Origin of the sequence: Nonomuraea sp. NPDC049129, assembly GCF_040648495.1 — a bacterium.
In the GTDB taxonomy this organism is placed as follows: domain Bacteria; phylum Actinomycetota; class Actinomycetes; order Streptosporangiales; family Streptosporangiaceae; genus Nonomuraea.
The window spans coordinates 656,871-678,894 of record NZ_JBEZDU010000001.1 but is presented as its reverse complement, the minus strand read 5'-3'; the positions used below and the strand labels follow the sequence as shown (position 1 = coordinate 678,894).

General features: G+C 69.0%; 21 protein-coding genes and 1 pseudogene. 8 read left to right on the top strand and 14 right to left on the bottom strand.

What is annotated here, in order from left to right:
• The first annotated feature begins 30 nt into the window (after positions 1–30).
• Complete coding sequence (locus tag AB0B64_RS02920; protein WP_357947452.1) at positions 31–642, top strand: RNA polymerase sigma factor; 612 nt, start codon at positions 31–33, stop codon at positions 640–642.
• Positions 635–1,852 carry a CU044_5270 family protein gene (locus AB0B64_RS02915; RefSeq protein ID WP_357947455.1) on the top strand — a complete coding sequence of 406 codons (1,218 nt, stop codon included), beginning with the start codon at positions 635–637 and terminating at the stop codon, positions 1,850–1,852. Before AB0B64_RS02920 ends, AB0B64_RS02915 begins: the two co-directional genes overlap by 8 nt.
• Before the next feature lie 61 nt (positions 1,853–1,913).
• On the opposite strand, the gene rocD is transcribed toward AB0B64_RS02915, so the two are convergent.
• From rocD to AB0B64_RS02900, 3 genes and pseudogenes are all read right to left on the bottom strand, one after another.
• Positions 1,914–3,128: an ornithine--oxo-acid transaminase gene (gene rocD, locus AB0B64_RS02910; RefSeq protein ID WP_358174216.1), complete on the bottom strand. Its 1,215-nt coding sequence runs from the start codon at positions 3,126–3,128 to the stop codon at positions 1,914–1,916.
• A gap of 1 nt (position 3,129) precedes the next feature.
• Entirely contained in the window at positions 3,130–3,927 is a 798-nt protein-coding gene (ddaH, locus tag AB0B64_RS02905) for a dimethylargininase (RefSeq protein WP_225290805.1), read from the bottom strand.
• A gap of 228 nt (positions 3,928–4,155) precedes the next feature.
• Positions 4,156–4,590: pseudogene (locus AB0B64_RS02900) on the bottom strand (Lrp/AsnC family transcriptional regulator); the annotation flags it as partial.
• Between the two features lie 91 nt (positions 4,591–4,681).
• On the opposite strand from AB0B64_RS02900, the gene AB0B64_RS02895 reads away from it, so the two are divergent.
• Positions 4,682–7,018 carry a GH1 family beta-glucosidase gene (locus AB0B64_RS02895; protein ID WP_358174213.1) on the top strand — a complete coding sequence of 779 codons (2,337 nt, stop codon included), beginning with the start codon at positions 4,682–4,684 and terminating at the stop codon, positions 7,016–7,018.
• A gap of 58 nt (positions 7,019–7,076) precedes the next feature.
• Here the strand turns inward: AB0B64_RS02895 and AB0B64_RS02890 are convergent, their stop codons facing one another.
• Positions 7,077–8,021, bottom strand: a complete 945-nt coding sequence (locus AB0B64_RS02890; RefSeq protein ID WP_358174211.1) for a 2-oxoglutarate and iron-dependent oxygenase domain-containing protein — start codon at positions 8,019–8,021, stop codon at positions 7,077–7,079.
• A gap of 62 nt (positions 8,022–8,083) precedes the next feature.
• On the opposite strand from AB0B64_RS02890, the gene AB0B64_RS02885 reads away from it, so the two are divergent.
• Positions 8,084–9,292 carry a hypothetical protein gene (locus tag AB0B64_RS02885; protein WP_357947467.1) on the top strand — a complete coding sequence of 403 codons (1,209 nt, stop codon included), beginning with the start codon at positions 8,084–8,086 and terminating at the stop codon, positions 9,290–9,292.
• Here AB0B64_RS02885 and AB0B64_RS02880 read toward each other — a convergent pair whose 3' ends face one another.
• The 6 genes from AB0B64_RS02880 to AB0B64_RS02855 form a co-directional block, all read right to left on the bottom strand.
• Positions 9,293–9,670 carry a VOC family protein gene (locus AB0B64_RS02880; RefSeq protein ID WP_357947470.1) on the bottom strand — a complete coding sequence of 126 codons (378 nt, stop codon included), beginning with the start codon at positions 9,668–9,670 and terminating at the stop codon, positions 9,293–9,295.
• An 84-nt stretch (positions 9,671–9,754) separates the two neighbouring features.
• Complete coding sequence (locus AB0B64_RS02875) at positions 9,755–11,140, bottom strand: glycoside hydrolase family 16 protein (protein WP_358174208.1); 1,386 nt, start codon at positions 11,138–11,140, stop codon at positions 9,755–9,757.
• Between the two features lie 173 nt (positions 11,141–11,313).
• The gene (locus tag AB0B64_RS02870; RefSeq protein WP_358174206.1) at positions 11,314–11,925 is read right to left on the bottom strand and encodes a hypothetical protein; all 612 of its coding nucleotides are present in this window, start codon (positions 11,923–11,925) and stop codon (positions 11,314–11,316) included.
• Between the two features lie 182 nt (positions 11,926–12,107).
• Positions 12,108–13,148 carry a hypothetical protein gene (locus tag AB0B64_RS02865; protein WP_358174203.1) on the bottom strand — a complete coding sequence of 347 codons (1,041 nt, stop codon included), beginning with the start codon at positions 13,146–13,148 and terminating at the stop codon, positions 12,108–12,110.
• Between the two features lie 240 nt (positions 13,149–13,388).
• Positions 13,389–14,516: a histidine kinase gene (locus AB0B64_RS02860; RefSeq protein WP_358174201.1), complete on the bottom strand. Its 1,128-nt coding sequence runs from the start codon at positions 14,514–14,516 to the stop codon at positions 13,389–13,391.
• Between the two features lie 87 nt (positions 14,517–14,603).
• Positions 14,604–15,212 (bottom strand): hypothetical protein, encoded by a 609-nt coding sequence (locus tag AB0B64_RS02855; RefSeq protein ID WP_357947485.1) that lies wholly within the window; start codon positions 15,210–15,212, stop codon positions 14,604–14,606.
• Positions 15,213–15,330: 118 nt separating this feature from the next.
• Between AB0B64_RS02855 and AB0B64_RS02850 the strand changes: the two genes are divergently transcribed.
• Together AB0B64_RS02850 and AB0B64_RS02845 are read left to right on the top strand one after the other, a co-directional pair.
• The gene (locus tag AB0B64_RS02850; RefSeq protein ID WP_358174198.1) at positions 15,331–15,531 is read left to right on the top strand and encodes a hypothetical protein; all 201 of its coding nucleotides are present in this window, start codon (positions 15,331–15,333) and stop codon (positions 15,529–15,531) included.
• Between the two features lie 121 nt (positions 15,532–15,652).
• Positions 15,653–16,357, top strand: coding sequence for a DUF4097 family beta strand repeat-containing protein (locus tag AB0B64_RS02845; protein WP_358174196.1), 705 nt, complete (start codon positions 15,653–15,655; stop codon positions 16,355–16,357).
• A 242-nt stretch (positions 16,358–16,599) separates the two neighbouring features.
• On the opposite strand, the gene AB0B64_RS02840 is transcribed toward AB0B64_RS02845, so the two are convergent.
• From AB0B64_RS02840 to AB0B64_RS02830, 3 genes are all read right to left on the bottom strand, one after another.
• Positions 16,600–16,803: a hypothetical protein gene (locus AB0B64_RS02840; protein WP_358174194.1), complete on the bottom strand. Its 204-nt coding sequence runs from the start codon at positions 16,801–16,803 to the stop codon at positions 16,600–16,602.
• A 219-nt stretch (positions 16,804–17,022) separates the two neighbouring features.
• Complete coding sequence (locus AB0B64_RS02835) at positions 17,023–17,742, bottom strand: DUF5941 domain-containing protein (protein WP_357947522.1); 720 nt, start codon at positions 17,740–17,742, stop codon at positions 17,023–17,025.
• Positions 17,739–19,247 (bottom strand): CDP-alcohol phosphatidyltransferase family protein, encoded by a 1,509-nt coding sequence (locus AB0B64_RS02830; protein ID WP_358174191.1) that lies wholly within the window; start codon positions 19,245–19,247, stop codon positions 17,739–17,741. The genes AB0B64_RS02835 and AB0B64_RS02830 overlap by 4 nt, the downstream gene beginning before the upstream one ends.
• A 224-nt stretch (positions 19,248–19,471) precedes the next feature.
• Here AB0B64_RS02830 and recO point away from each other — a divergent pair, with 224 nt between their 5' ends.
• Positions 19,472–20,206, top strand: a complete 735-nt coding sequence (gene recO, locus AB0B64_RS02825; protein WP_357947528.1) for a DNA repair protein RecO — start codon at positions 19,472–19,474, stop codon at positions 20,204–20,206.
• Positions 20,203–20,988: an isoprenyl transferase gene (locus AB0B64_RS02820; RefSeq protein WP_358174189.1), complete on the top strand. Its 786-nt coding sequence runs from the start codon at positions 20,203–20,205 to the stop codon at positions 20,986–20,988. The genes recO and AB0B64_RS02820 overlap by 4 nt, the downstream gene beginning before the upstream one ends.
• Positions 20,989–21,026: 38 nt before the next feature.
• Here AB0B64_RS02820 and AB0B64_RS02815 read toward each other — a convergent pair whose 3' ends face one another.
• The gene (locus AB0B64_RS02815) at positions 21,027–21,983 is read right to left on the bottom strand and encodes an SDR family NAD(P)-dependent oxidoreductase (RefSeq protein WP_357947534.1); all 957 of its coding nucleotides are present in this window, start codon (positions 21,981–21,983) and stop codon (positions 21,027–21,029) included.
• Positions 21,984–22,024 lie beyond the last annotated feature (41 nt).

The following is a 22,024-nucleotide window of genomic DNA, read 5'->3' as shown; positions in this document are numbered from 1 at the left end:
CCCGCGTGCGGTCAACAACAGGGTGACCGCATGAGAGAGGACCGGCACGTGGTGGGTGTTCAGGAGAAACCTGAAACGCTGGACGACTCGGCGCTGATCGCGCAGTCGGTGATTGATCCGGAACGTTTCGCGGTGCTGTTCGACCGGCATGCCGACGAGATCCACCGGTACGCGGCCAGGCGCCTCGGTCCCGAAGCGGCCGAGGACGTGACGGGCGAGGTGTTCCTGGTCGCCTTCCGCGTCCGGGCGCGCTATGACCGTACGTGGCCGGACGCCAGGCCCTGGCTGTACGGCATCGCCACCAAGGTCGTCGCCCAGCATCGCAGGGCGGAGCGACGGCGCATTCACGCGATGTCGAAGGTGAGCGCGGAGCGGCCGGGCTCGTTCGACGACCGCAGCGCGGACCGGGTCACCGCCGAGCAGCTCCAGCCCAGGCTGGCGCGGGCGCTGACCAGGCTCAGCGCGGCGGAGCGCGACCTGCTGCTGCTGGTGGCGTGGGCGGACCTGACGTACGAGGACGCGGCGCTCGCGCTCGGCGTGCCGGTGGGCACGGTCCGGTCCAGGCTGCACCGGCTCCGCGTCAAGGTACGCAGAGCTCTCGGCGGCATCGACCCCTTCGCAGAGGAGCCCCAGCATGGATGACGAGATCCGGATGTTCGCGGACGGGAGGCCGGCCGCTCCGTCGTACCCGGAGGAGGCCCGCGCGAAGGCGCGTGAACGGTTGCTACGAGAGGCCCGCGAGGGGCGCGGGTTTCGCTTGCCGAAGCTGGGCTGGCAGGCCGCGGCCGCGTTCGGGGTGACGGTCGCTCTTGTCGGGGGCGTGGCCGTGGCTCTGTCGGCGCAGCAGCCGAAGATCGGGGTGGCCACGTCGGCCGCCACCCAGTCGGCGGCCGTGTCGGACGGTGAGCTGCAGCCCAAGCCGGGGCAGTTCATCATGGTCGCGTCCAACACGATGTACAGCTCGTTCACGCAGGCCAACGGCAAGATGATCCGCTATCTCTACCGGACGCACCGCGAGATCTGGCAGTCGGCCGATGCCAGCGCGGACGGCGTGCTGCTCATCGCGGGGCTCTCGCCCAAGCCGTGGCCGGGCGAGCCGCTGCCCAAGGAGGCACAGAAGTGGAAGGGGGAGAGTTGGATGCAACTCGCTTCCTGCCCGGACCGGCTCGCGGCCTTCCGGACCGACTACGCCTACCTCAGCACGCTGCCGAACGACCCGGCGGCGATGCGGGACTTCCTCTACAAGCGGCAGCCCGCGCAGTCCGGCGGCAAGGAGGCCGCCGGCAAGGGGGAGGCCGACCGGGAGGCGTTCGTCGCGGCGGGGGACCTGCTCAGGGAGACGTACATGCCCAAGGCGCAGCGTGACGCGCTGTTCGAGGCGGCCAAGGAGATCCCGGGGGTGCAGGTGGCCGAAGGGGTCGAGGACTCCGACGGGCGCCAGGGGGTGGCCCTGGGCAGGGAATCGCACGGGATCCTGGAGCAGCTGATCTTCGATCGGGACACGCACATGCTGCTGGGGGAGCGGCACACGGTCGTGGACGCCAAGGCCGCCGGCGCGCCGGTGGGCAGCGTGCTCGCCCTGACGGCCCAGCTGAAGGTGAGTGTCGCGGACCGGCTGCCGGAGCAAGCGAGTAAGGCGGAGAAGGACTCCTCCTGCCTGCCCCAACCCGGCGCGACGGCGGACTCCACCGGACAGCCGACCGCTCCGCCCACTGTCGAGGTGACCGTCACGGCCACCGCTCCGGCTCCTGTCGAGACGACCGTCCCGCCCACCGCTGAGCCGACGACCGACTCGGCCACAGCCGAGGCCACCGTTGAGCCGACGGCCCCTGTCCCTACGAAGACCGGCTGAACCAGTACGGCCCGCGCCCCGGAGTAGATGCGCGGGCCGTACCTGTTTCCGGATGTGGTCTCTAGCTCTGGCGGAACGAGGCCAGGGCGTCGGCGAGCTGGTCGACCGCCCAGACGAGGTCCTCCTCCGAGATCACGATCGGCGGCGCCAGCCGGATCGTGGAGCCGTGCGTGTCCTTGGCCAGCACGCCGCGCGCCATCAGCGCCTTGGAGAGCTCGCGCCCGCCGGCCAGCGACGGGTCGATGTCGACGCCCGCCCACAGCCCGCGCCCGCGTACCGTCACCACGCCGTGGCCGATCAGCTCGCGCAGCCGCGCGTGCAGCACCTCGCCGAGCTCGCTCGCCCTGGCCTGGAACTCGCCGGTGTTGAGGATCTCGATCACCGCGTTGCCGACCGCGCAGGCCAGCGGGTTGCCGCCGAAGGTGGAGCCGTGCTGGCCCGGCTTGATCACGCCGAGGATGTCCGCGTTCGCGGCGATCGCCGAGACCGGTACGACGCCGCCGCCGAGAGCCTTGCCCAGGACGTACATGTCGGGCACGACGCCCTCGTGGTCACAGGCGAACGTCTTGCCGGTGCGCCCGAGACCCGACTGGATCTCATCGGCGATCATCAGGATCCCTTCGGCGGTGCACAGCTCCCGCACCTGCGTGAGGTAGCCGTCCGGCGGCACCAGCACCCCGGCCTCGCCCTGGATGGGCTCCAGCAGCACCGCCACCGTGTCGGCGTCGATCGCCTCCCTGATCGCCTCGACCGAGCCGTACTTCACGATCCGGAAACCCGGGGTGTAGGGACCGAAATTGTCGCGGGCGTCGGGGTCGGTGGAGAAGCTGACGATCGTGGTCGTCCGGCCGTGGAAGTTGTCCTCCATCACGATGATGTTGGCCTGCTCCGGCCGGACGCCCTTGACCTCGTAGCCCCACTTGCGGGCGACCTTGACGGCGGTCTCGACGGCCTCGGCGCCGGTGTTCATCGGCAGGATCATGTCCTTGCCGGTGAGGTCACCGAGCCCGGCACAGAACGTGGCGAACTGGTCGTGATAGAACGCCCGGCTGGTCAGCGTCAGGTTCTTCAGCTGCTCCTGAGCCGCCTGGATGATCTTCGGGTTGCCGTGCCCGAAGTTGAGCGAGGAGTAGCCGGACAGGCAGTCCAGGTAACGCTTGCCCTCGACGTCGGTCACCCACGCGCCGTGTGCCTCGTGGATGACCACGGGCAGCGGGTGGTAGTTGTGCGCGCTACGGCGCTCGCTTACGTCGATCAGCTCTTGGGTGGTGCTCATCTCAGTTCTCCCCCCGGATCTCCAGCGTGCAGCACTTGGGGCCGCCGCCTGCCTTGCGCAGCTCTGACAGGTCGACGGGGATCGGCTCGTAGCCGCGCCGCTTGAGCTCCAGCTGGAGGTCGCCCGCCTCGGCGTTGATCACTACGTGGGTGCCGTCGCTGACCGCGTTCAGCCCGAGGACCTCGGCGTCGGTGTCGGTCGCGAGCACCGCGTCCGGGAACAGCCGGGCCAGCACCGCGCGGCTGCCCTCGGAGAAGGCGGCGGGGTAGTAGGCGACGTTGCGGCCGTCGATCGGGAACAGCGCCGTGTCGAGGTGGTAGAAGCGCGGGTCCACCAGCGTCAGCGAGATCACCGGACGGCCGGTGAACTCCTGCGCCTCCTGGTGCGCCGCCAGGTTCGTACGGAAGCCGGTGCCGGCCAGGATGACGTCGTCGAGCGTGAGGAAGTCGCCCTCGCCCTCGTTGACGTGCACCGGCTCCTTGACCGGGAAGCCGTTCTCGGCGAACCAGCGCAGGTAGGCCGGACCCTCGGCGGCCCGCTCCGGGAAGGCGAACCTGGCGCCGTAGACGCGCCCGCCGACGACCAGGGCGCCGTTCGCGGCGAACACCATGTCGGGCAGCCCTTCGACGGGATCGATGAGGCTGACCTGGTGCCCGAGGCTCTCGTAAGCCGACTTGAGGCCCTCCCACTGCCGGATCGCGAGATCGCGGTCGGTGTCGGCCTCGGGATGCATCCACGGGTTGATCGCGTACTCGACCGTGAAGTATTCCGGGCGGCACATGAGGAAGTGCTTGGGCATGCAGGTCTCCGTCGGGGTCGTCGGGAAATGTCCCCTGCGGGGACGAAGACAGCCTAGAAATTTATGTTTGCGCAGGCCAAGGGGTTGACATTGCGTGTACGCGCGGGTCTGTTGCGAGTCTCAACCACCGACCTGCGTTCTGTTGCGCTCATCCGGTACGGAACCCCCGAACGGGTCCGACTCCGGCAGGGCACCGCCGGTGGGCGGCACCTCGGGGATGGCTCCCGGCGGCAGGTCGACGAGCCGCGACAGCACGATCGAGCTCTTGGTCCGCACCACGAACGCCTCGGCGGCCAGCCGCTCGATCACCCGCTCGACGTGCCGCACGTCCGTGGCCCGGATGTGCACCAGCGCGTCGGCCTCCCCCGTGATCGTGGCCGCCGCGACGACCTCCGGGCACTTGGCCACGGCCAGCGCGATGTCGGACGGCTTGGTCTTGCCCTGGCAGAACAGCTCGACGTACGCCTCGGTGGTCCAGCCGAGCGCCTGCGGCGCCACCCTGGCGCTGAACCCGGTGATCGCCCCGGCATCGCGCAGCCGGTCGACCCGGCGCTTCACGGCCGACGCGCTCAGGGCGACCCGCTGCCCGATCTCCGCATAGGTCTGGCGGGCGTCGTCGACGAGCGCCGCGATGATGTCACGATCCAGCCGGTCCAGTTCCACGCGCCCTGTATACAGCCTGTCCCGGCTGGCGCGCGACGAGCGCGCCGGGGGAGACTGGGCGCTCGATCTTTCACCGGAGGATACTGGGCAAGTGAGCAGCGCAGCCTTTCCCGCGAATTTCGTCTGGGGCGTCTCGACGTCCGCCTATCAAATTGAGGGCGCCAATGTGGCCGACGGCCGGGGACCGTCCATCTGGGACACCTTTTCCGATTCGCAGGCCGCCTGCGACCATTACCACAGATATGTCGAGGACATCGGCCTGCTGAAAGACCTGGACGTGACCGCCTATCGTTTCTCGGTGAGCTGGCCGCGGGTGGTCCCCGATGGCTCGGGGCGGATCAACGCCGCCGGGCTGGATTTCTACGAGAAGCTGGTCGACGAATTACTCGGCGCGGGCATAAAGCCGTACGCGACGCTTTACCACTGGGATCTGCCGCAGGCGCTGGAGGACAAGGGCGGCTGGGCGGTCCGCGACACGGCCGCTCATTTCGCCGACTACGCGCGGGTCGTGCGTGATCGGCTGGGCGACCGCGTCGACACCTGGTTCACGGTCAACGAGCCGTGGGTGGCGGCCTTTCTCGGTTACGGCTCCGGCATTCACGCGCCGGGCCGCACCTCGGCGGGCGACGCCTTCAGGAGCGCGCACCACCTGCTGCTGGCGCACGGGCTCGCGACCCAGGCGCTGCGCCCGTCCAAGGTGGGGCTGGTGCTCAACTTCGGCCCCGTCATGACGCCGGGCCAGGTCGGCGACCTGTCGATGGAGCTGCCGGAGGAGGACGCGGAGGCGGTGGCCAGGATCGACACGCTGCTGCACCGGCAGTTCCTGGAGCCGGTGCTGCGCGGCGCCTATCCCGCCGAGCTGCTTCCGGTCATCGAGCGGGCCGCGGGCCTCGACCACATCCAGGACGGCGACCTGGCCACCATTTCCCAGCCGATCGACCTGCTCGGCGTCAATTACTATGCGCCGACCGTCGTACAGGCCCAGCCGAGTCAGCCCGCCGACCCGGCCTATCCGGGAAGCGCGGGAATTCTCTTCTGCACCGTGCCGACAGCGGTGACCGCGATGGGCTGGCCGATCGTCCCGGACGCACTCCCGCTGCTGCTCCGCCGCCTTTCCCGGGAATATCCAGAAACCCAGTTGATGCTCACCGAGAACGGCGCCGATTTCGTCGACGTGATATCGGGCGACGGCATTCACGACGTCGACAGGATCAATTTCATCGAGGAGCACCTGCGGGCACTCCGGGTGTCGATCGAGGAGGGTGCGCGGGTCGGCGGATATCTGCTCTGGTCATTGCTGGACTGCTTGGAATGGGCCGACGGGTACCAGCGCAAGTTCGGCGTCTACCACGTCGACTTCGCCACCCAGCGGCGGCGGCCGAAGGACAGCGCCCACTGGTACCGCGACGTCATCAAGCGCAACGGCCTGGGCGAGAGCCGCCCGAAACGGCCCACGCTGGAGACCGTCGCCGCCCGCGCCTCGGTCTCCAGGGCCACCGCGTCCCGCGTCATGAACGGCGAGGCGTCGGTCAGCTCCGAGGCCCGCGCCAGCGTGCTGCGCGCCGTACAGGAGTTGGGCTACGTCCCCAACGCGGCGGCCCGCAGCCTGGTCACGCGCCGCACGGAGTCGATCGCGCTGGTCCTGTCCGCGCCCAGACCCGGCGGCGAGGCGCTGACCGCGGCCGTCGTCCAGTACGTCACGAGCGTCCTGGAAGGGGCGGGGAAGCGGATCACGCTCATGCTCGCCGACACGGCGGAGAGCCACCGGCGCATCGTCCAGCACGTCGAGGCCCGGCTGGTGGACGGTGTCATCCTCGCCATGCCGGACCGGACCGGCCCGCTGACCGAGAGCCTGGCCCGCACGGGCCTGCCGCTGGTCCTGCTCGGCAAGCCGCCGGTCGCCTCTCTGGTCCCTTACGTGGACGTGGACAACATCGGCGGCGCGGCGGCGGCGACGAACCACCTCCTGGCCGCCGGCCGCCGCGACCTCGGCATCATCTGCGGCCCCCTGGACCTGGTCACGGTCCAGGACCGCCTGACGGGGCACCGAAACGCGCTCGAACGGGCAGGCGCGCACCCCTTGATCGCAACCGCCGACCCCACCCTGGAATCGGGCGCGGCGGCGGCGCGGCGCCTGCTCGCGGACAACCCCCGGCTGGACGCCGTCTTCGCCACCTCCGACCACCTGGCGATCGGCGCGCTGCGCGCGGCCCGGCAGGCGGGCCGCCGAGTGCCTGACGACCTGGCGATCGCGGGCTTCGACGACATAGACGCGGCCGCCTGCACCACCCCGTCCCTCACCACGGTTCAGGCGCCGGTCGCGGAGCAGGCCATGGCGCTGGCCAGGCTGCTGCTGTCGAGGCTGGAAGGCAGGCACACCACGTCGGTCATCGTCCCGACCCGCCTCGTGGTGCGGGAATCCACCTAGACGGCCTCACCGCTTGGACGGCCTCACCGCGCCCGGCTCACTCCGCCGGGCGCGGGGGCTATAGCGCGTCGGCGAGATGGGGGAAGACCTTGGACACCTTGGCGAGGAGATAGTCCCCGTATGTGCCGCTGAACGCTCGCAGATCCTGCCCGTCCCAGCGCGCGCGGCCTCCAGGTGTGTACGGAAGCGGCGGCACCTCACAATCCCATCCGGGATCGAAGAAGAACGGATAACTCAGACGCTCGTTGCCGCTCAGGTTGCGCACCCGGTGCGGAGTGGACCGGTAGAGACCCCCGGTGAGCTTGTCCAGCATGTCGCCGATGTTGCAGACGAACGTGCCCGGCAGCGGCGGCGCGTCGATCCAGCCGCTAGAGGTGTGGACCTGGAGCCCCTCGTTGCCGTCCTGAAGCAGGAGAGTGAGCAGCCCATAGTCAGTGTGCTCGCCGACGCCCCACGCGTCCTTGTCCGGCGCCGCGGGCGGATAGTGAAATATCCGGAAAAGGATGGTCGGATCGGCCGTGTAGCCGGTCCGGAAATAGTCCTCGGGCAATTCCAGGCTGAGCGCGATCCCCGACATGACGGCCTGGGCGACGCCGGTCATCGTGCCGAGGTAGTCAAGTACGGCCGCGCGCAGCTCGGGCACCTGCTCGGGGAACAGGTTCGGGCCGTGCAACGGCAGCTCGCTCGCGGGCTCCTCGGCGCCGAAGTAGATGCCTTCCTTCTGGTCCGGCCGCCCGGAGGTCAGCTCGTCGCCGACCGGGAAGAACCCGCGCCAGGCCCGGCCGCCGCGCTCCATCGAGATCTCGTTCTTCACCTCGACCGGCAGCTCGAAGAACCTCCTGGCCGCCGCGTCGAGGCGGGCGACGAGCTCGGGGGAGACCCCGTGGCCGGAGACGTAGAAGAATCCGCTGTCCCGGCAGGCGGCGCCGATCCGCTCCGCCACGGCGTCCGCGTTCCCTTTGGAGAGGAGCGGTGAGATATCGATCACCGGCAATTCGCTCACGACGCCATTGTTCCGCATTCCCGGCGATTAGCATCGAATGACAGGACCGCGTTGGAGGCCGCATGCGCTTCACTCGCCGGAACGAGCACGAGCACGGGGACGAATCCGACGAGCCACGCCAGGTCGCCCGTATCGCCCCCGCCGTCGCGTACGACGGAGATCTCTACCACCTGCCCGACTGGGCGCAGCGCCGCCGCGAGGAACGCGAGCTGGGCCGCGCCCACGCCACCGACGGCCAGATCGACACGCTCACCCTCGAAACCGGCAGCGTGCCGCGCTTCCACGAGCTGGAGGACGAGCGCCTGGCCGAACTGGCCCAGATCGAGAACCTCACCGAGCGCGAGATCCAGCAGGCCCGGGCCGAGTTCGAGGCACAGAAGATCAAGCTGACCGAGTCGCAGCGCACGTTCGGGGAGGCCCGCCAGGCCCTCGACGACACCCAGCGCCGGGTGCGCGAGCTGGAGCAGCCGAGCAGGCGCCCCGGCGACGGCCGCCCCAGCTCCATCGCGCTGTCCGGCAGCCGCTGGCCGGTCGTACGCCGCTGGCTGCCCGCCGCGCTGCTCCTGCTGCTCCTGCTGATCGTCGAGGTGCCCATCCTCTACCAGGTGATCCTGAACTGGGGCGACAGCGTGGCGATGACCGCACTGCTCGCGGCGGGCGCCGCGTTGATCATGCTGGTCGCACCGCACATGTACGGCAGGTCGTTCCGGGCCTGGCAGGAGAACGGCAGCCCGGCCAAAGGGCGCTGGCTGCTGATCGGTGTCGCGCTCGTCTGGCTCGGCCTGATCGTCGCCGTGGCCGTGCTCCGCCGCGAGGCCCTGGTCAAGCCGCTGGTCGTGGACGGCCAGGAGATCGGGCCCACCTCCTCCGGCGTCGGCCTCCTGCCCACCATGATCCTGCTGCTCGCCCTGCTCGTCGCCACCGCGCTGATCGCCGCGGACCTGGGGCGCAGGATGCACAACCCCAACGACCGCCGCCTGCGCGAGTTGCGCGCCAAACGCGACGCCGAGGCGTCGGCCTGCGCCGCCGCCCAGGCCGACTACCAGCGAGACGCCGGGTACGCGGAGAGCGTCGCCCAGTACCTCCAGGCCGTCGAGCGGCGTCAGGCCAGCAGGATGAGGCAGCTCGACAGCGGGTTCGACAGCCTCGGCACGGCGTACCTGGGCGGCGTGGTGGAGGGCCTGCACGACCCGGAGGCGGCGAGCTGGGCCGAACGCATCGTGGTCAGACGCCGCAGCGCCAACACCCCGGGAGCGTCGCCCAGCGTCTGATCAGTTGGCGCGCTCGGCTTCGCTGCGCTCAACACAGAACTCGTTGCCCTCAGGATCGCGCAGCGTCACCCAGCCGCGCCCGTCAGCGGTCCGGTGGTCCTCGTACAACTTCGCCCCAAGGGAGATGATGCGCTCCACCTCCTCGTCGCGGGTCCGGTGGCCGGTGGGTATCCAGTCGAAGTGGATCCGGTTCTTCACCGTCTTGCCCTCCGGCACCCGGATGAACAGCAGGCCCGGCACAGGCGAGGGCGCCACGACGAGCACCTCCGGATCACCCGGCTCGTCCTCGTCGGACACCGGCCACCCGGTCACCTGGCTCCAGAAGGTCCCCAGCTCGTACGGTTCGGCACAGTCGATCGTCACATGGCGCAGAATCATGACGCCACCCTAGCCAGGTGATCAGAGCGGTCCCGCCATCTCCCCCCAGAGGCGATCCCTCAGGGGACTGACGGACCGGGGCGATCAGGCGGTGGAGAACGTGAACCAGTTGACGTTGACGAAGTCGGCCGGCTGCCCGCTGCTGAACGTCAGGTAGACCGTGTGCGTACCAGTTACTCCCGAGATGTTCGCCGGTACCGTCCGCCAGCTCTGCCAGCCGCCCGTGTTGGCCAGCGCGAAGTCGCCGATCGGTGTGGCGGTGGGGCTGTCGAGCCGTACCTGCACGAGCCCGCTCACCCCGGCCCCCGCCCCCGACGCCACCCTGGCCTTGAACTGCCCGGCGGCCGTGGAGCCGAAGTTCACGCCGTCGAAGCGGAGCCAGTCGCCGTTGGCGATGGCGCCGACGTTCTGGCCGCCGCCCGTGTCCGTGGTGGTCTCGACGATGGTGCCCGACTGAGCCTGGTAGCTCTCGGCCTGGATGGTCGAGCGGGCGTCCACCCCGCCTGGCGGGTTGGTGGGTCCGGAGCTGCCGCTCTGCCATACCGCCACGTAGTCGACGACCATCGGCCGCCCGGGGACGGTGGCCGCGACCGGCGTCCCGCTGCCGGCCAGCGCGTTCGGGAACGCCCCGCCCATGGCCACGTTGAGCAGCAGGAAGTAGCCGGCGTGCCCGGTCATGTTGGCCCAGCTCGTGGCGTCCATCTGCGACTGGCTCACGCTGTGGAACTGCTGGCCGTCCACGTACCAGCGCAACTGGTTGGGACTGACGCTGCGGTCCCACTCGAAGCGGTAGGTGTGGAAGGCCTCCTGGCACGTCGAGCCGGGGCAGGCGCGGTTGGCGCCCAGCCCGGTGGTCTCGTTGCACGGCCCGCCGGGGCTCACGCCGCAGTGCAGGACGCCCCAGACGGAGTTGATGCCGTTGACGTTCTCCATGATGTCGAACTCGCCGATGCCCGGCCAGTTCCAGTAGTTGCCCCGGTACGGCGAGCCGAGCGCCCAGAACGCCGGCCAGTAGCCGAGGGCGGCCTGACCGGTCACGTTCGGCATCTGGATGCGGCCCTCGATGCGCAGTACCCGCCCGTCGGCCGGCTTGAAGTCGGATCGCGTCGTCTCGATGCGCGCCGACGTCCATTCGCCGGAGCTACTGCGCTGGGGTGTGATGCGCAGGTTTCCGGCGCCGTCGAGGCCGAGGTTGGAGGAGGAGCCGGTGTAGTTCTGGATCTCGCCGGTGCCCCAGTTGCCCGGCCCGCCGGGGTACGCGTGCCCGGTGTCCACGATCCAGTTGGCCGACGAGGGCGGCGCGCCCGCGTTGCCGTTGAAGTCGTCCGACCAGACGAGTGACCAGCCGGAAGGGGTTGGGGGCACGGCCGCGGACGCACTCACGGCCACGTGCACGAGGAGGGCGGAGAGCACCGCCAGCGCCACGGCCACCGCCGCCAAGCGCCTGCGGCTCGGTGATTGTGCTGCCATTCCTTGCTCCTGGGGGATGCGGAGGCTTGAGCAGAGATCGTTTGCTAGAGAGCGCTCTCTCAACGAGACGTAAACACAGCCGTAACGCCGTGTCAACAAACCGCATTCACAGCCTTGACGGCTGGGAGCAAGGCCATTTTCTCGCAGCCAGAGAGCGCTCTCGAAACCCTCGGCTACAGGAGGTCGACCGGGCTCGCTCCCGCCGCCTCGAACGTCTCCTTCCAGAAGTCCTCCAGCAGCGGGAAACGGTCAGGACTCGCCGTCTTCTCCCGCAGAAATCCATGCACGACCACCCCGTAACCCGCCAGATCAGGCATCAACTGCGACTCCCGCAACTGCTTGGCCTTCTGCTTTCTGGCGGCCTCGCTCAGGTCGAGCTTGTTGATGTTCAGCTCGCCCCGGTTGTTGATGAGGTCGCTGAACACGATGATCTGATGCGCCTTGTCCGGCTGCCGCTGGGCGCTCATCTGCTTGACCAGGTACCGAAGCGCCCCCAGCACATCCGACCCCTCGCCTTCGGTCGGGCAGTCGAACAGCTTCACCGCCCGGGGGAGCACCTCGGTGATCCGATGGGTCCGGATGCGGTCCTCGACGACCGGGTTCGCGTTGGGGTTCTCGGCTTTGGTCGCCGCGATGGACACCGGGTCCTGGCGGCACGTACTGCTCTCGGAGCTCCCGGTCACGGCGGCGTACGCGATCCAGTCACAGCCCTGGGCGAAGGCGGGCAACTTGGAGGTGACATCACTGCGGGAGGTTGCCGGATCGGCATAACTCGTGGAGTCCACGACCACCCCACACACGGCCTTCGCCTCGGTACCACACCCACTGACCCCCGCCCCCACCAGGACGACGATCCCCACAATGGCTACCCCACGCCGCGCCATGCCCCTTCTCGGCCCGGCGACTGGGCGCGCAGGTATCCGTCTCAGAAGCTCCCCCCGAGACCCGCCGCAGCCGCCTCCATCCGTCATCGCCCTCCTCCAGCCCTCGGCCCATCACCCTCAGACCCGGCCCCCTGATCAGGCACCATTTCTCCAGCAGGACCCAGCTCGGAGGCGGGGGCCGAGTCGGCGCGCGCGGTGGAAGCGGTGTGGTGGTCTGCATCGGGATCGGCGTCGGGACTCATGGCGGCGTCCGAACCGAGGTCCCCATCGGAACCCTCCGAGTCCGGGTCGGCATCGGGGGTTGCCTCTCTGGGCAGGGAGCGCCGTACCTCGCCGGGCAGCGCCCGCGGTATGACCTCGGCGTGCCACGCCTCGATCCGCGCCTCGACCTCCTCCATGATCCGCCCGATCTCCTCCCGCCCGGAGACCGCCGCAGCACTGTCTCCCGAGGAGTCCATGGCTATGACCTCGCCCTTCCACAGCGACGGAATCTCCTCTTTGCGCGGATGAGCCCGCATCACCCCACCCCGATAAGCGGCGATGAGCTGCTCGGCCCTGGCATGCACGGTCTCCACGGCGTGGTTGCGCTCGATCAGCGCACTCTCCCACTCCTGCGTGAGCCGCTCGATCTGCGCCCTGGCCCGATGAACCGTGTCACTGGCCTCCTGTAACACCACCCTGCGCCGCGCCTCACCCCGCCGCCGCCTGGCCTCCGCGATGGAAATGAACGCATCCTCCCCACCAGCGGAGGCCCGGGCCGAAGCATCGGCAGAAGCAGCAGTGGAATCACCCGCCGATCCGGCACCCTTGACCCCGGATCCGGACCCGTTGCCGCCGACCGGCCGCAGATCGGCCCGCCCGAGCTCGCGCAGTATCGTCTCCCGAGCCCCCACAGCCCGCTCAAGCAGCGCGGTCCTGGTGGCCGCCAGCCGCCGATCGACCTCGGTGATCCGCTCCCGCGCCAGAGCACGCACCTCGGTCACGTACGAAGGCTGGAACTCCGGGTCCGTGAATTCCCCAAGCGGATGCTGCCGGGCATCCCGCATCCCCTGCCGACGCGCTTCTTCCCGCTCGGCCAGCGGATCGCCCGCCCCCCACTTGAACAGCCGCGACCAGAACGCCATCCGCGTCTCCCGGCAGAGAACCGCTACCCGACTAGTGTGCCCTCGCTGCTCACCCTAATCGCTCGAATCACACTCCAAATGGCTCCTGGCCAAGCCGATGCCGACACAGGTCGAGAATCCGACCGAGATGGCTCCCTGGTCGGCCCGGACGCCGCAGATCGGCTTCCACATCGATCGGGTGCCCGCCACCACCGGGGGAGCCGCGGACGCAGAGGCCCTGAGTGGCAACTCTTCAGGGGGTCAAGCTTTCCACGGCAGCCGGACATCGAGGACGAAGTGCCTGTTCTGGTTGGCGTGCGCTATCGTGCCGCCCGCCATACGGACCCGTTCCCCCAGGCCGACCAGGCCCAGCCTGCCACCGGGACCGGCGAAAGCCCCGTAAGGCGTCGGGTTGGTCACGCGGATGCACAGCGCGTCGCCCGGCTGCCCGTTCAGCTCGACCGTCACGCTGCTGCCTGGCGCGTGCTTGCGCGCGTTGGTGAGCGCCTCTTGAACGACCCGGTAGGCGTTGCGCCCGGTCTGTGTGGGCAGCAGGTCGCGCTGCTCGATGGTGTCGGCCACGTCGACCTTCTGCCCGGCCGCCTGTACCTCATGGAACAGCTCTCGCAGGTCGGCCAGTGTCGGCTGCGGGCCCGCGGTATCGCCCTCGGAGTGGAGGGTGCCGAGCACGGTGCGAAGCTCGTTGAGTGACTGGTGGGCGCTCTCCTGGACGGCCTGCGCGGTCTGCCGCATCTCCTCCGGGCCGAGGTCTGTTCGGTGGGCCAGCCCGCCGGCGAGCATCGCCAGCAGCGACATGCGATGGGCCAGCGCGTCGTGCATCTCGTGGGCGATGTTCGCGCGTTCGGTCAGCTTGGCCTGCTCGATGCGCTGCAGCTCGGCCCGCTTGGCGGCCAGGTCGGCCTCGCGCAGGGAGCGGAGGTAGAGACCGAAGACGGTCAGCCCGCCGAGGATCGCGGTGCTGGTGACCAGGCTGATCATGGCCTGCTGCGTGGGGCCGTCCGCGAACGCGTACCCGCCCGCGCAGGCCCAGAACAGGGCCGCGATCGGGATGATCTGCCGCCAGCGACGGTGCGCGCACAGGGACACGTACGCCACATAAGCGGGACCGGTCGCCATGCTGGACAGGACGGTCAGCAGCGCGGTCACCGCGGCGATCTGCCACGACCACCGGTGCCGCCACCTCATGAGGACCAGCGCCACCACGCTCAGGCCCACGTCGAGCAGGGCGCGTGGCAGCCGATCCGGCTCCTGCGGGACGAGCCAGACCCAGAGCGCGCCGTAAAAGAGCATCGGCGCCAGCGCCGCGACGTAGCGCAGTGCGTTCCCCCATCGGTCGAGAGGATGCTGATGGCCGGAGTGATCGTGCACGGGCCCAAGCATAGGAATCCTGCGGGCGGCGTACTCGCTCAGCCCGCAGGAAGCTCGCCGGGACGGTGGTTCAGCGGTTCGAGCGGATCAGCGACAACCCACCCTGAGGAGCCAGAGACGACCTTGGTATTTGGTGGGCTCGCTGCCGTGGTTCTCGGCGTCATCGTGTTCGGCCTTGATGGTCACGCAGAGGTTCCTGCCGTAGACCTTCACCGGACCCGCGTAGACCTTGAAGTTCCCACCATCGTAGTCTCTCTTGTTCTTCACGTTCTTCACATTGTCGTCGCCCATAAGGTCGTTTTCCATATATATATTCATCGGAGTGCGCACGCCGTACCGTGGGAGGCCGGGACGCTTGGCGAGGACGGCGCAGTTCCAGCCGGTTCTCGCGTTGTAGTAGAGCTTGACGTCACTCCGGTAATAGGTCTTTCGGGTAATGGCGTCTTTCAGCGGCAGGGGCCAGCTGCGCACCAGCGATCCGGTGCAGCCGTACGCGCCCGCGTTCGCCGGCGCTGACGCGAGTGCTTGCAGGGTCATGACGGAGGCCGTCGCAAGAACGACCGACAGAGATCTGCGAAACATCGAAAACTCCTGACTTGACGTCGTCACAGGGGGGATGCCGCTCGAGTCCGGAGATCGGCTCCACTGCGAGCGCGGGCGCGGCAGGCCCTCAGCTCCGCTGGCGAGGTCGCTCACGTGACCGCTTCCGCCCACGTACCAAGATCGCCTCATTACTTTCGGTAATTACTCCGGTCAGGACGACATCCACAAAAGATACACCATTCCGGAGCGCGCGCTCTGTTATCGTGGGTGGGTGTGCCAGCCTGTTCCGCGCCCGTACGACAAGCAGGCCGAGGGGCTCTTCGACGGGAACCACCAGGCCGCGGGGATCGTCAAGGCGCTGCCGCCGACGTCCGAGAAGTTGTTCGCGGCGGAGTTCCTGGACAAGGTGCGACGACCTGCGCTCCCGCGGCGCGACGCAGACCCTCACCGACACGGGCGACGTGGACCATAACCAGACCGTTCGCAAGGCGCTGCCCTTGGTGATCGCCGGGTTCACTCAGTGATGTCATCAGGGGGATTTCAGGGATGACCTTGAGGCCGGGTACGGGGCGGGTCGCCCAGAATTGAGCACCATGAAGATGGAGAGAACAGCGGTGATCGCGGGCCTGCTCGGGCTCGCGGCGGTGTTGACCGGATGCGGCGCCGGTATTCCGTCCGAGGCGGACACCGCGTCGTACGACCTCACCGACAAGGTGGCGGCGCTGCACATCGAAGCCGACGCCGGCACCGTGGACGTGGTCGAGTCGGATCGGCAGGGCATTCATGTGATCGAGCGCCTCAACTGGCGCAAGAACAAGCCGACGACCCGCCGCGAGGTACGGGGCGACACGCTGGAGTTGGCGTTCGACTGCCCGACCAGTTGGGGGCTGGGCGCCTGGGGCGTGACCTGCGACGTGAGCTACCAGGTCGAGGTGCCCAAGGGCCTGCGCGTCAAGGTCCGCTCCGACTCGGGGGACCTGACGCTGAAGGGGCTGTCGGGCACGCTGGAGGCCACGAGCGACTCCGGAGCCGTCGAGGCCAGCGGCCTGACGGCCAAGTACGTCGTCGCGAAGACCGATTCGGGGGACATGACCCTGACCTTCACCGGGCCGCCCGACAAGGTCACGACCGTCACCGATTCGGGCAAGACCGTGATCCATGTGCCGCAGAGGCCGTACCGGATCGACGCCAAAACCGACTCCGGGAACAAGGTCATCAGGACCGTCAGTGACACCTCGGCCCAGCGTTCGATCGCGCTGTCCAGCGACTCCGGGGACATGGAGGTCGCGACTCCCTGAAGCCCGCCACCAGCCCGCCGGTGATCTCGGCGACCGCCACGCCGCCCCGCACCTTCACGCCCCGCTCCTGACGGGATGACACCCGTGCTGTCGCTCCCATCAGAGGCCAGGAGCAACTGCTCGGCTGATTCGGAGGCCCACATGACTTGCGAGCGCCTCACGTATCGCCCGATCGACCAGTACGGCAGTCTCCTCCGGCAAACCCCGATGGCCGGAGACGGCGATGCGGACCATGATCCCCCTCAGAGCAGAGTGGTGTGAAGACGTTCGTCGAACGACCGGAGAGCGTTGGACGGCGGGCCACCATAGGCACGGCGAAAGGTCCTGACCCGATGCAGGACACGCTCCGAGCCATACGTTGTCCCCACCGTGAGCGCGTTGGACGCCAGATACAGGGCCTCGTCATAGCGTCCCGACATGGCCTGGGCGGTCGCGACCTCGGTCATGAGCACGCCCCGTTGCTTCGCCCTCGGACCGCCGACCTGTTCGCGGCGATGCGGCGAGATGGCCCGTAGCCGAACATGTCGATGCGGGAGAAGACGTCCCGTAGTTCGGTGAAGGGCATCGAGTTTCGGGGTGTACGAGCGGGGACTGCTAACTCGCTCAGAAAGAAAAACACCACCCCCGCATGAAACACAGGGGTGGTGCAAGGGGAGGGAAGGGAGTCAGCCCTTCTCGGCCTCTCCGGTGGCCTGTTCCATGGCGTCCTCCGGGGACGCCTCCAGGTCCTGTTCGGCGTCGGCGCCTGCCTGGGCGGACGCCTTGTCGAGGCGGACCCAGCTGGTCACGCTCTCCACCGCGAACAGTACGAACAGGTACGCCGTCAGTACCGCCAGCACCGGCGTCAGTACGCCCAGTGCCGCGCCGACACCGATGATCAGCAGGCGTAGCTCCCAGCCGAGCCCCGCGTGGAAGACCCAGGCGGGCGGCCAGATGCTCTGCCGCGTCCGGTAGACGGTGTCGTACGTGTGGTAGCCCACCACGTACACGAGCACGAACAGCAGCCACTTCGGTACGTCGGCCGCCAGCCCCACCGCGATGATCGTGAGGAATTCGGCGCCGCGCAGCAGCGGTGGGGTGAGCCAGTCGAGGCGGCCCAGGTGGTCGCGGGGCGCGGTCGGGAGGACCAGCAGGAGGACGATCAGCGGCGGCAGGAGCAGGATCGGGCCCGGCTTCAGTACGCCGGTGACCGTCACGGCCACCACCGCCAGCAGGGCGACGAAGGTGGCCGGGACCGGCGGGATGCCCTTGCCGATGCGGCCCGCCAGCGCGTGTACGAGGGGGCCGTCGTCGCGGTAGGCGAGGAGGCGGGCGGTCTGGATGCGGCGGCGTTCCTCGTCGGGATCCGGCGTGGGGGTAGCTGCGGCCAGTGGTGCGGTGATCATGCGAGCGACCTCATGAGGCGTCCGGTGAGGGTGTAGGCGGCGGCGACGGAGCCCCAGATCACCAGGGTGAGGAAGGTGATGCGGGCGTCGAAGAGGGCGGCGGTGATCGCGATGGCCGCGAACCGCTCGCCGATGGGGAAGACGATCATCTTACGCGCCCAGTGCACCGCTCGGAACCGCCCGGCGCGGGTCCACATCTTGAGCACGCCGCGGATGCCCTGACTGCGCTCCACCTTACGACGTTCCAGCGCCTTGCGCAGGGCGCGGTCGTCGGGGGCGTCCAGGGGAAGCGTGGGCAGCTGGGCGGGCGGTTTGCGGCGGTTGGAGACACCGAAGGAGAAGTCGAGCAGGTGGCGGGTGGACTGCAGGCCGAGCGCCGCCAGCGCGAGAATCCAGATGTCATCGCCGTTGCCCGAGACGACCCAGCCGATGGCCAGGCCGGCGAAGACGACGTATTCCTTGAAGCGGTCGAAGGTGGCGTCGAGCCACGCGCCGAGCACGCCGAACTTACGGGCGTAGCGGGCGACCTGGCCGTCGACGCAGTCGAAGACGAAGGCGAAGTAGATCAGCACGCCGCCGGCCACCATCCACGGCCGGGCGCCGGTGGCGAAGCAGGCCGCGGCGAGCACGCCGAGCGTGATCGAGATCAGCGTCACCTGGTTGGGCGTCAGGCCGCGACGGGCGGCCCAGCGGGCGATGAAGCGGGAGTAGGTGGAGACGAAATAGGTGGTGAAGAAGCCATCCGCACCCTTGACCGCGTTGTTGAGTCTGGCCCGGTCCTCGTCGATGCCGGACATCTCGGTGCCGGCCTCGTTGACCTCCTCCCGGGTGGTGACCCGGCGGTAGAAGAGGTCGCGGCGGCCGCGGATGCCGACGGACACGCCCTTGCGGACCAGGCCGAAGACGATCAGCTGGATCAGGTCGTCGTCGGCGCCGAACGAGTCGGCCATGTCGGCGAGCTCGCGGCAGGTCTCCGCCAGCATGGGAGCGTTGCGCGCGCTCACGTGGAGGGGGCCGAGCAGCGCCGTGTTGGGCCTGGTCACGGCGTGGTTGGCGGTGCCGACGGAGATGATGCGGGACTTGCCGGCGCGTGCGCGGACGGGCAGCCCTTCGAGCCTGTTGAGCCCGATCTCGGGCTCCGCCTCGTCGATCGGGACGATCTCCTCTTGCGCCTGGTCGACCACGTCCGGGCGCGGCTCCTTGGCGACGAGGGCCAGCGCGCCGCGCTTGGCCTTGGTGATCTGGTAGATCAGCTCGTCGTGGACGATCGAGTTGTCCGGGATCAGGAACAGGTTCTCCGTTGCGGACTCGGCTACGTCGGCCAGCGCGCGCAGAGCGGAGGCCACGTCGCCGGGCTCGATCGTGGCCGGCTGCGGATCCAGGGAGAGGATCTGGCTGCGCAGCCGTTCGGCCACGGTGGGATTGCCAGGCAGCGCGGCCAGCCTCAGGCCGGTCGGAGCGGTGTCGGGGCCGGGCGAAGAGCCCAGCAGGACCACGCGGGTCATGACTCCCTTTCGAGGCGGTTGCGGGGGGTTGAACAACGGGTAGAGCGGGGACGGACGTCAAAGTCTAGTGAGGGTTGCGCAAAGTCGCTCCATCCGCGCTCTGCGAAGCCGTTCCAGCCGGGCATCGCCCCACCGTTCCACCCGGGCTTCGCGAAGCCACTCCACCCGGGCTTCGCGAAGCCACTCCACCCGAGCATGACCTTGGCGCGCCATAGGATGGGCGAGTGAGTCTCTATCGTGACGAAGGCGTGGTTCTGCGCACGCAGAAGCTCGGTGAGGCCGATCGCATCGTCACCATCCTGGCCAAGCGCACCGGCAAGGTCCGCGCCGTGGCCAAGGGCGTGCGCCGCACCACCTCGCGCTTCGGGGCCAGGCTGGAGCCGTTCACCCACGTCGACCTGCAGCTGCACACCGGCCGCACGCTCGACGTCGTCACACAGGCGGAGACCATCAGGCCCTACGGCGAGGCGCTGGCGATCGACTATCCCCGCTACACCGCGGGCACGGCGATGCTGGAGACCGCCGACCGGCTCACGCAGGGCGAGAAGGAGCCGGCGCTGCGGCAGTTCCTGCTGCTGGTGGGCGGGCTCCGTACGCTGGCCGACGGCGAGCACGAGGCCAGGCTGGTGCTCGACGCCTATTTCCTGCGCTCCCTGGCGGTCGCCGGCTACGCCCCCGCGCTGGACGCGTGCGCCCGGTGCCAGGCCCCGGCGATCAGGGCGTTCGCCATCGTGGCCGGTGGCGTGGTGTGCGGGGCGTGCAAACCGTCCGGGTCGGTGGTGCCCGCGGGGGAGACGATCGGGCTCATGACCGCGCTGCTGCGCGGCGACTGGGCCACGGCCGACGCGTCGCAGTCACGGCATCGCGGCGAGTGCAGCGGCCTCGTCGCCGCATACCTCCAATGGCACCTCGAGCACGGAATACGCTCTCTCCGACACGTCGAAAGGGAGCCTGCGTGAATGTCCGACCCCCGACCCCGCATCCGTCCGGCGCGGTTGCGCCGCCGATTCCGCGTGACCTGGTGCCCAAGCATGTGGCGATCATCATGGACGGCAACGGCCGCTGGGCCAAGGCCCGCGGGTTGCCGCGCACCGAAGGGCACAAGGCCGGCGAGGCGTCGCTGTTCGACGTTATTGAGGGTGCGCTGGAGCTGGGCATTCCCTACCTGTCCGCGTACGCCTTCTCCACGGAGAACTGGAAGCGGTCGCCCGACGAGGTCCGCTTCCTCATGGGCTTCAACCGCGACGTCATCCGCCGCCGCCGTGACGAGTTGCACGCGATGGGTGTACGGGTGCGCTGGGCGGGCAAGCCGGGCCGCCTGTGGAAGAGCGTGATCTCCGAGCTGCAGACCGCCGAGGAGCTGACCAAGGACAACCGCAAGCTGACGTTGCAGTTCTGCGTCAACTACGGCGGCCAGGCGGAGATCGTCGAGGCGGCGCTACGGCTGGCCGATGACATCGCGGCGGGCCGGGTCAAGCCGTCGAAGGTCAACGAGAAGGTCTTCGCCCGTTATCTGGACGAGCCGGAGATCCCGGAGGTCGACCTGTTCGTACGGTCGTCGGGGGAGCAGCGGTTCTCCAACTTCCTACTGTGGCAGTCGGCCTACGCCGAGATGGTGTTCCTCGACCGGCTCTGGCCGGACTTCGACCGCCGCGATCTCTGGGAGGCGTGCGAGACCTTCGCCAAGCGCGACAGGCGCTACGGCGGGGCGATCCCCAACCAGATCCCCAACCAGGTCTAGACGATCCAGCCAGGGCGCGTGGTGACCTCACCCCCGAGTCAGGAGAAGCGATCCAGCCCGGTGAGTTCGCTGGAGAGCGCCCAGAGCCGGGATGCGGAGTCGGGATCGACCGCCCACGGCTTGACACCGCCGATGAGCATGTCATCGGTGATCGCGGGCTCTGCGACGTCGCAGTCCTGGCAGTAGGCGCCGCCGTGCTCGTCGAGCAGGGGCGAGGTGGCCGCCCATACGGCCGTCGCCGCGCCCTGGGCTGGAGTCTTGAAACCGTCGGCGTGCCGGCCGTCCCGGGTGATCCAGCCCTGGGCGATCTGCTCTTCTTGGGGGATGCGCCGTTGCAGTTCAGTGAGGATGCTGCCGGGGTGCACCGCGAAGGCATGCACGCCACTGGCCGCGCCGAGGGTGTCGAGGTGGACGGCGAACAAGGCGTTGGCCGTCTTGGACTGCCCGTAGGCCGACCAATGGTCGTAGCCGTGGCGGAAGTGCGGGTCGTCCCAGCGGATGTCGGACAGGAAGTGCCCGGACGAGGCCACGGACACCACTCGTGCCCCGGTGGGGGACAGCGCCGGGCGCAGCCGGTTGACCAGAGCGAAGTGACCGAGGTGGTTGATGGCGAAGTGCGCTTCCCAACCGGAAGCGATGAGCCTGTGCGGGTAGGCCATGACGCCCGCGTTGTTGATGAGGATGTCGAGGGTGCGGCCGGTTTCCAGGAACCGGTGGCTGAACGTCCGGATGCTGTCGGCGTCCGACAGGTCGAGCTCGTGCACCTCCGTTCGCGGGACGCCGGACAGCGCCTGCCTCGCCACCGCAGGACGGCGGGCGGGCACGATGACGTGTGCCCCGGCGCGGACCAGCGCGCTTGTGGCCTCCAGGCCGAGTCCCGAGTAACCGCCGGTGACCAGGACGTTCTTGCCGGATAGCTGGATACCGGCTAGAACGTCGTTCGCGGTGCTGTGCGCGTCGAATCCCGAACCGATCTTGTGTTGCGTGATTGCCATGCCTCGAACGTTAGAATCTAGACTGCAATCTAGGTCAAGCT

Excerpts from the sequence above, each read along its gene's own strand:
- AB0B64_RS02865 (WP_358174203.1), bottom strand. The coding sequence starts at position 13,148 with ATGGCGTTCTGGTCGCGGCTGTTCAAGTGGGGGGCGGGCGATCCGCTG.
- AB0B64_RS02920 (WP_357947452.1), top strand. The coding sequence starts at position 31 with ATGAGAGAGGACCGGCACGTGGTGGGTGTTCAGGAGAAACCTGAAACG.
- AB0B64_RS02840 (WP_358174194.1), bottom strand. The coding sequence starts at position 16,803 with ATGACCGAGGTCGCGACCGCCCAGGCCATGTCGGGACGCTATGACGAG.
- AB0B64_RS02845 (WP_358174196.1), top strand. The coding sequence starts at position 15,653 with ATGAAGATGGAGAGAACAGCGGTGATCGCGGGCCTGCTCGGGCTCGCG.
- AB0B64_RS02875 (WP_358174208.1), bottom strand. The coding sequence starts at position 11,140 with ATGGCAGCACAATCACCGAGCCGCAGGCGCTTGGCGGCGGTGGCCGTG.
- AB0B64_RS02880 (WP_357947470.1), bottom strand. The coding sequence starts at position 9,670 with ATGATTCTGCGCCATGTGACGATCGACTGTGCCGAACCGTACGAGCTG.
- ddaH (WP_225290805.1), bottom strand. The coding sequence starts at position 3,927 with ATGCCCAAGCACTTCCTCATGTGCCGCCCGGAATACTTCACGGTCGAG.
- rocD (WP_358174216.1), bottom strand. The coding sequence starts at position 3,128 with ATGAGCACCACCCAAGAGCTGATCGACGTAAGCGAGCGCCGTAGCGCG.
- AB0B64_RS02885 (WP_357947467.1), top strand. The coding sequence starts at position 8,084 with ATGCGCTTCACTCGCCGGAACGAGCACGAGCACGGGGACGAATCCGAC.
- AB0B64_RS02915 (WP_357947455.1), top strand. The coding sequence starts at position 635 with ATGGATGACGAGATCCGGATGTTCGCGGACGGGAGGCCGGCCGCTCCG.
- AB0B64_RS02830 (WP_358174191.1), bottom strand. The coding sequence starts at position 19,247 with ATGACCCGCGTGGTCCTGCTGGGCTCTTCGCCCGGCCCCGACACCGCT.
- AB0B64_RS02835 (WP_357947522.1), bottom strand. The coding sequence starts at position 17,742 with ATGATCACCGCACCACTGGCCGCAGCTACCCCCACGCCGGATCCCGAC.
- AB0B64_RS02815 (WP_357947534.1), bottom strand. The coding sequence starts at position 21,983 with ATGGCAATCACGCAACACAAGATCGGTTCGGGATTCGACGCGCACAGC.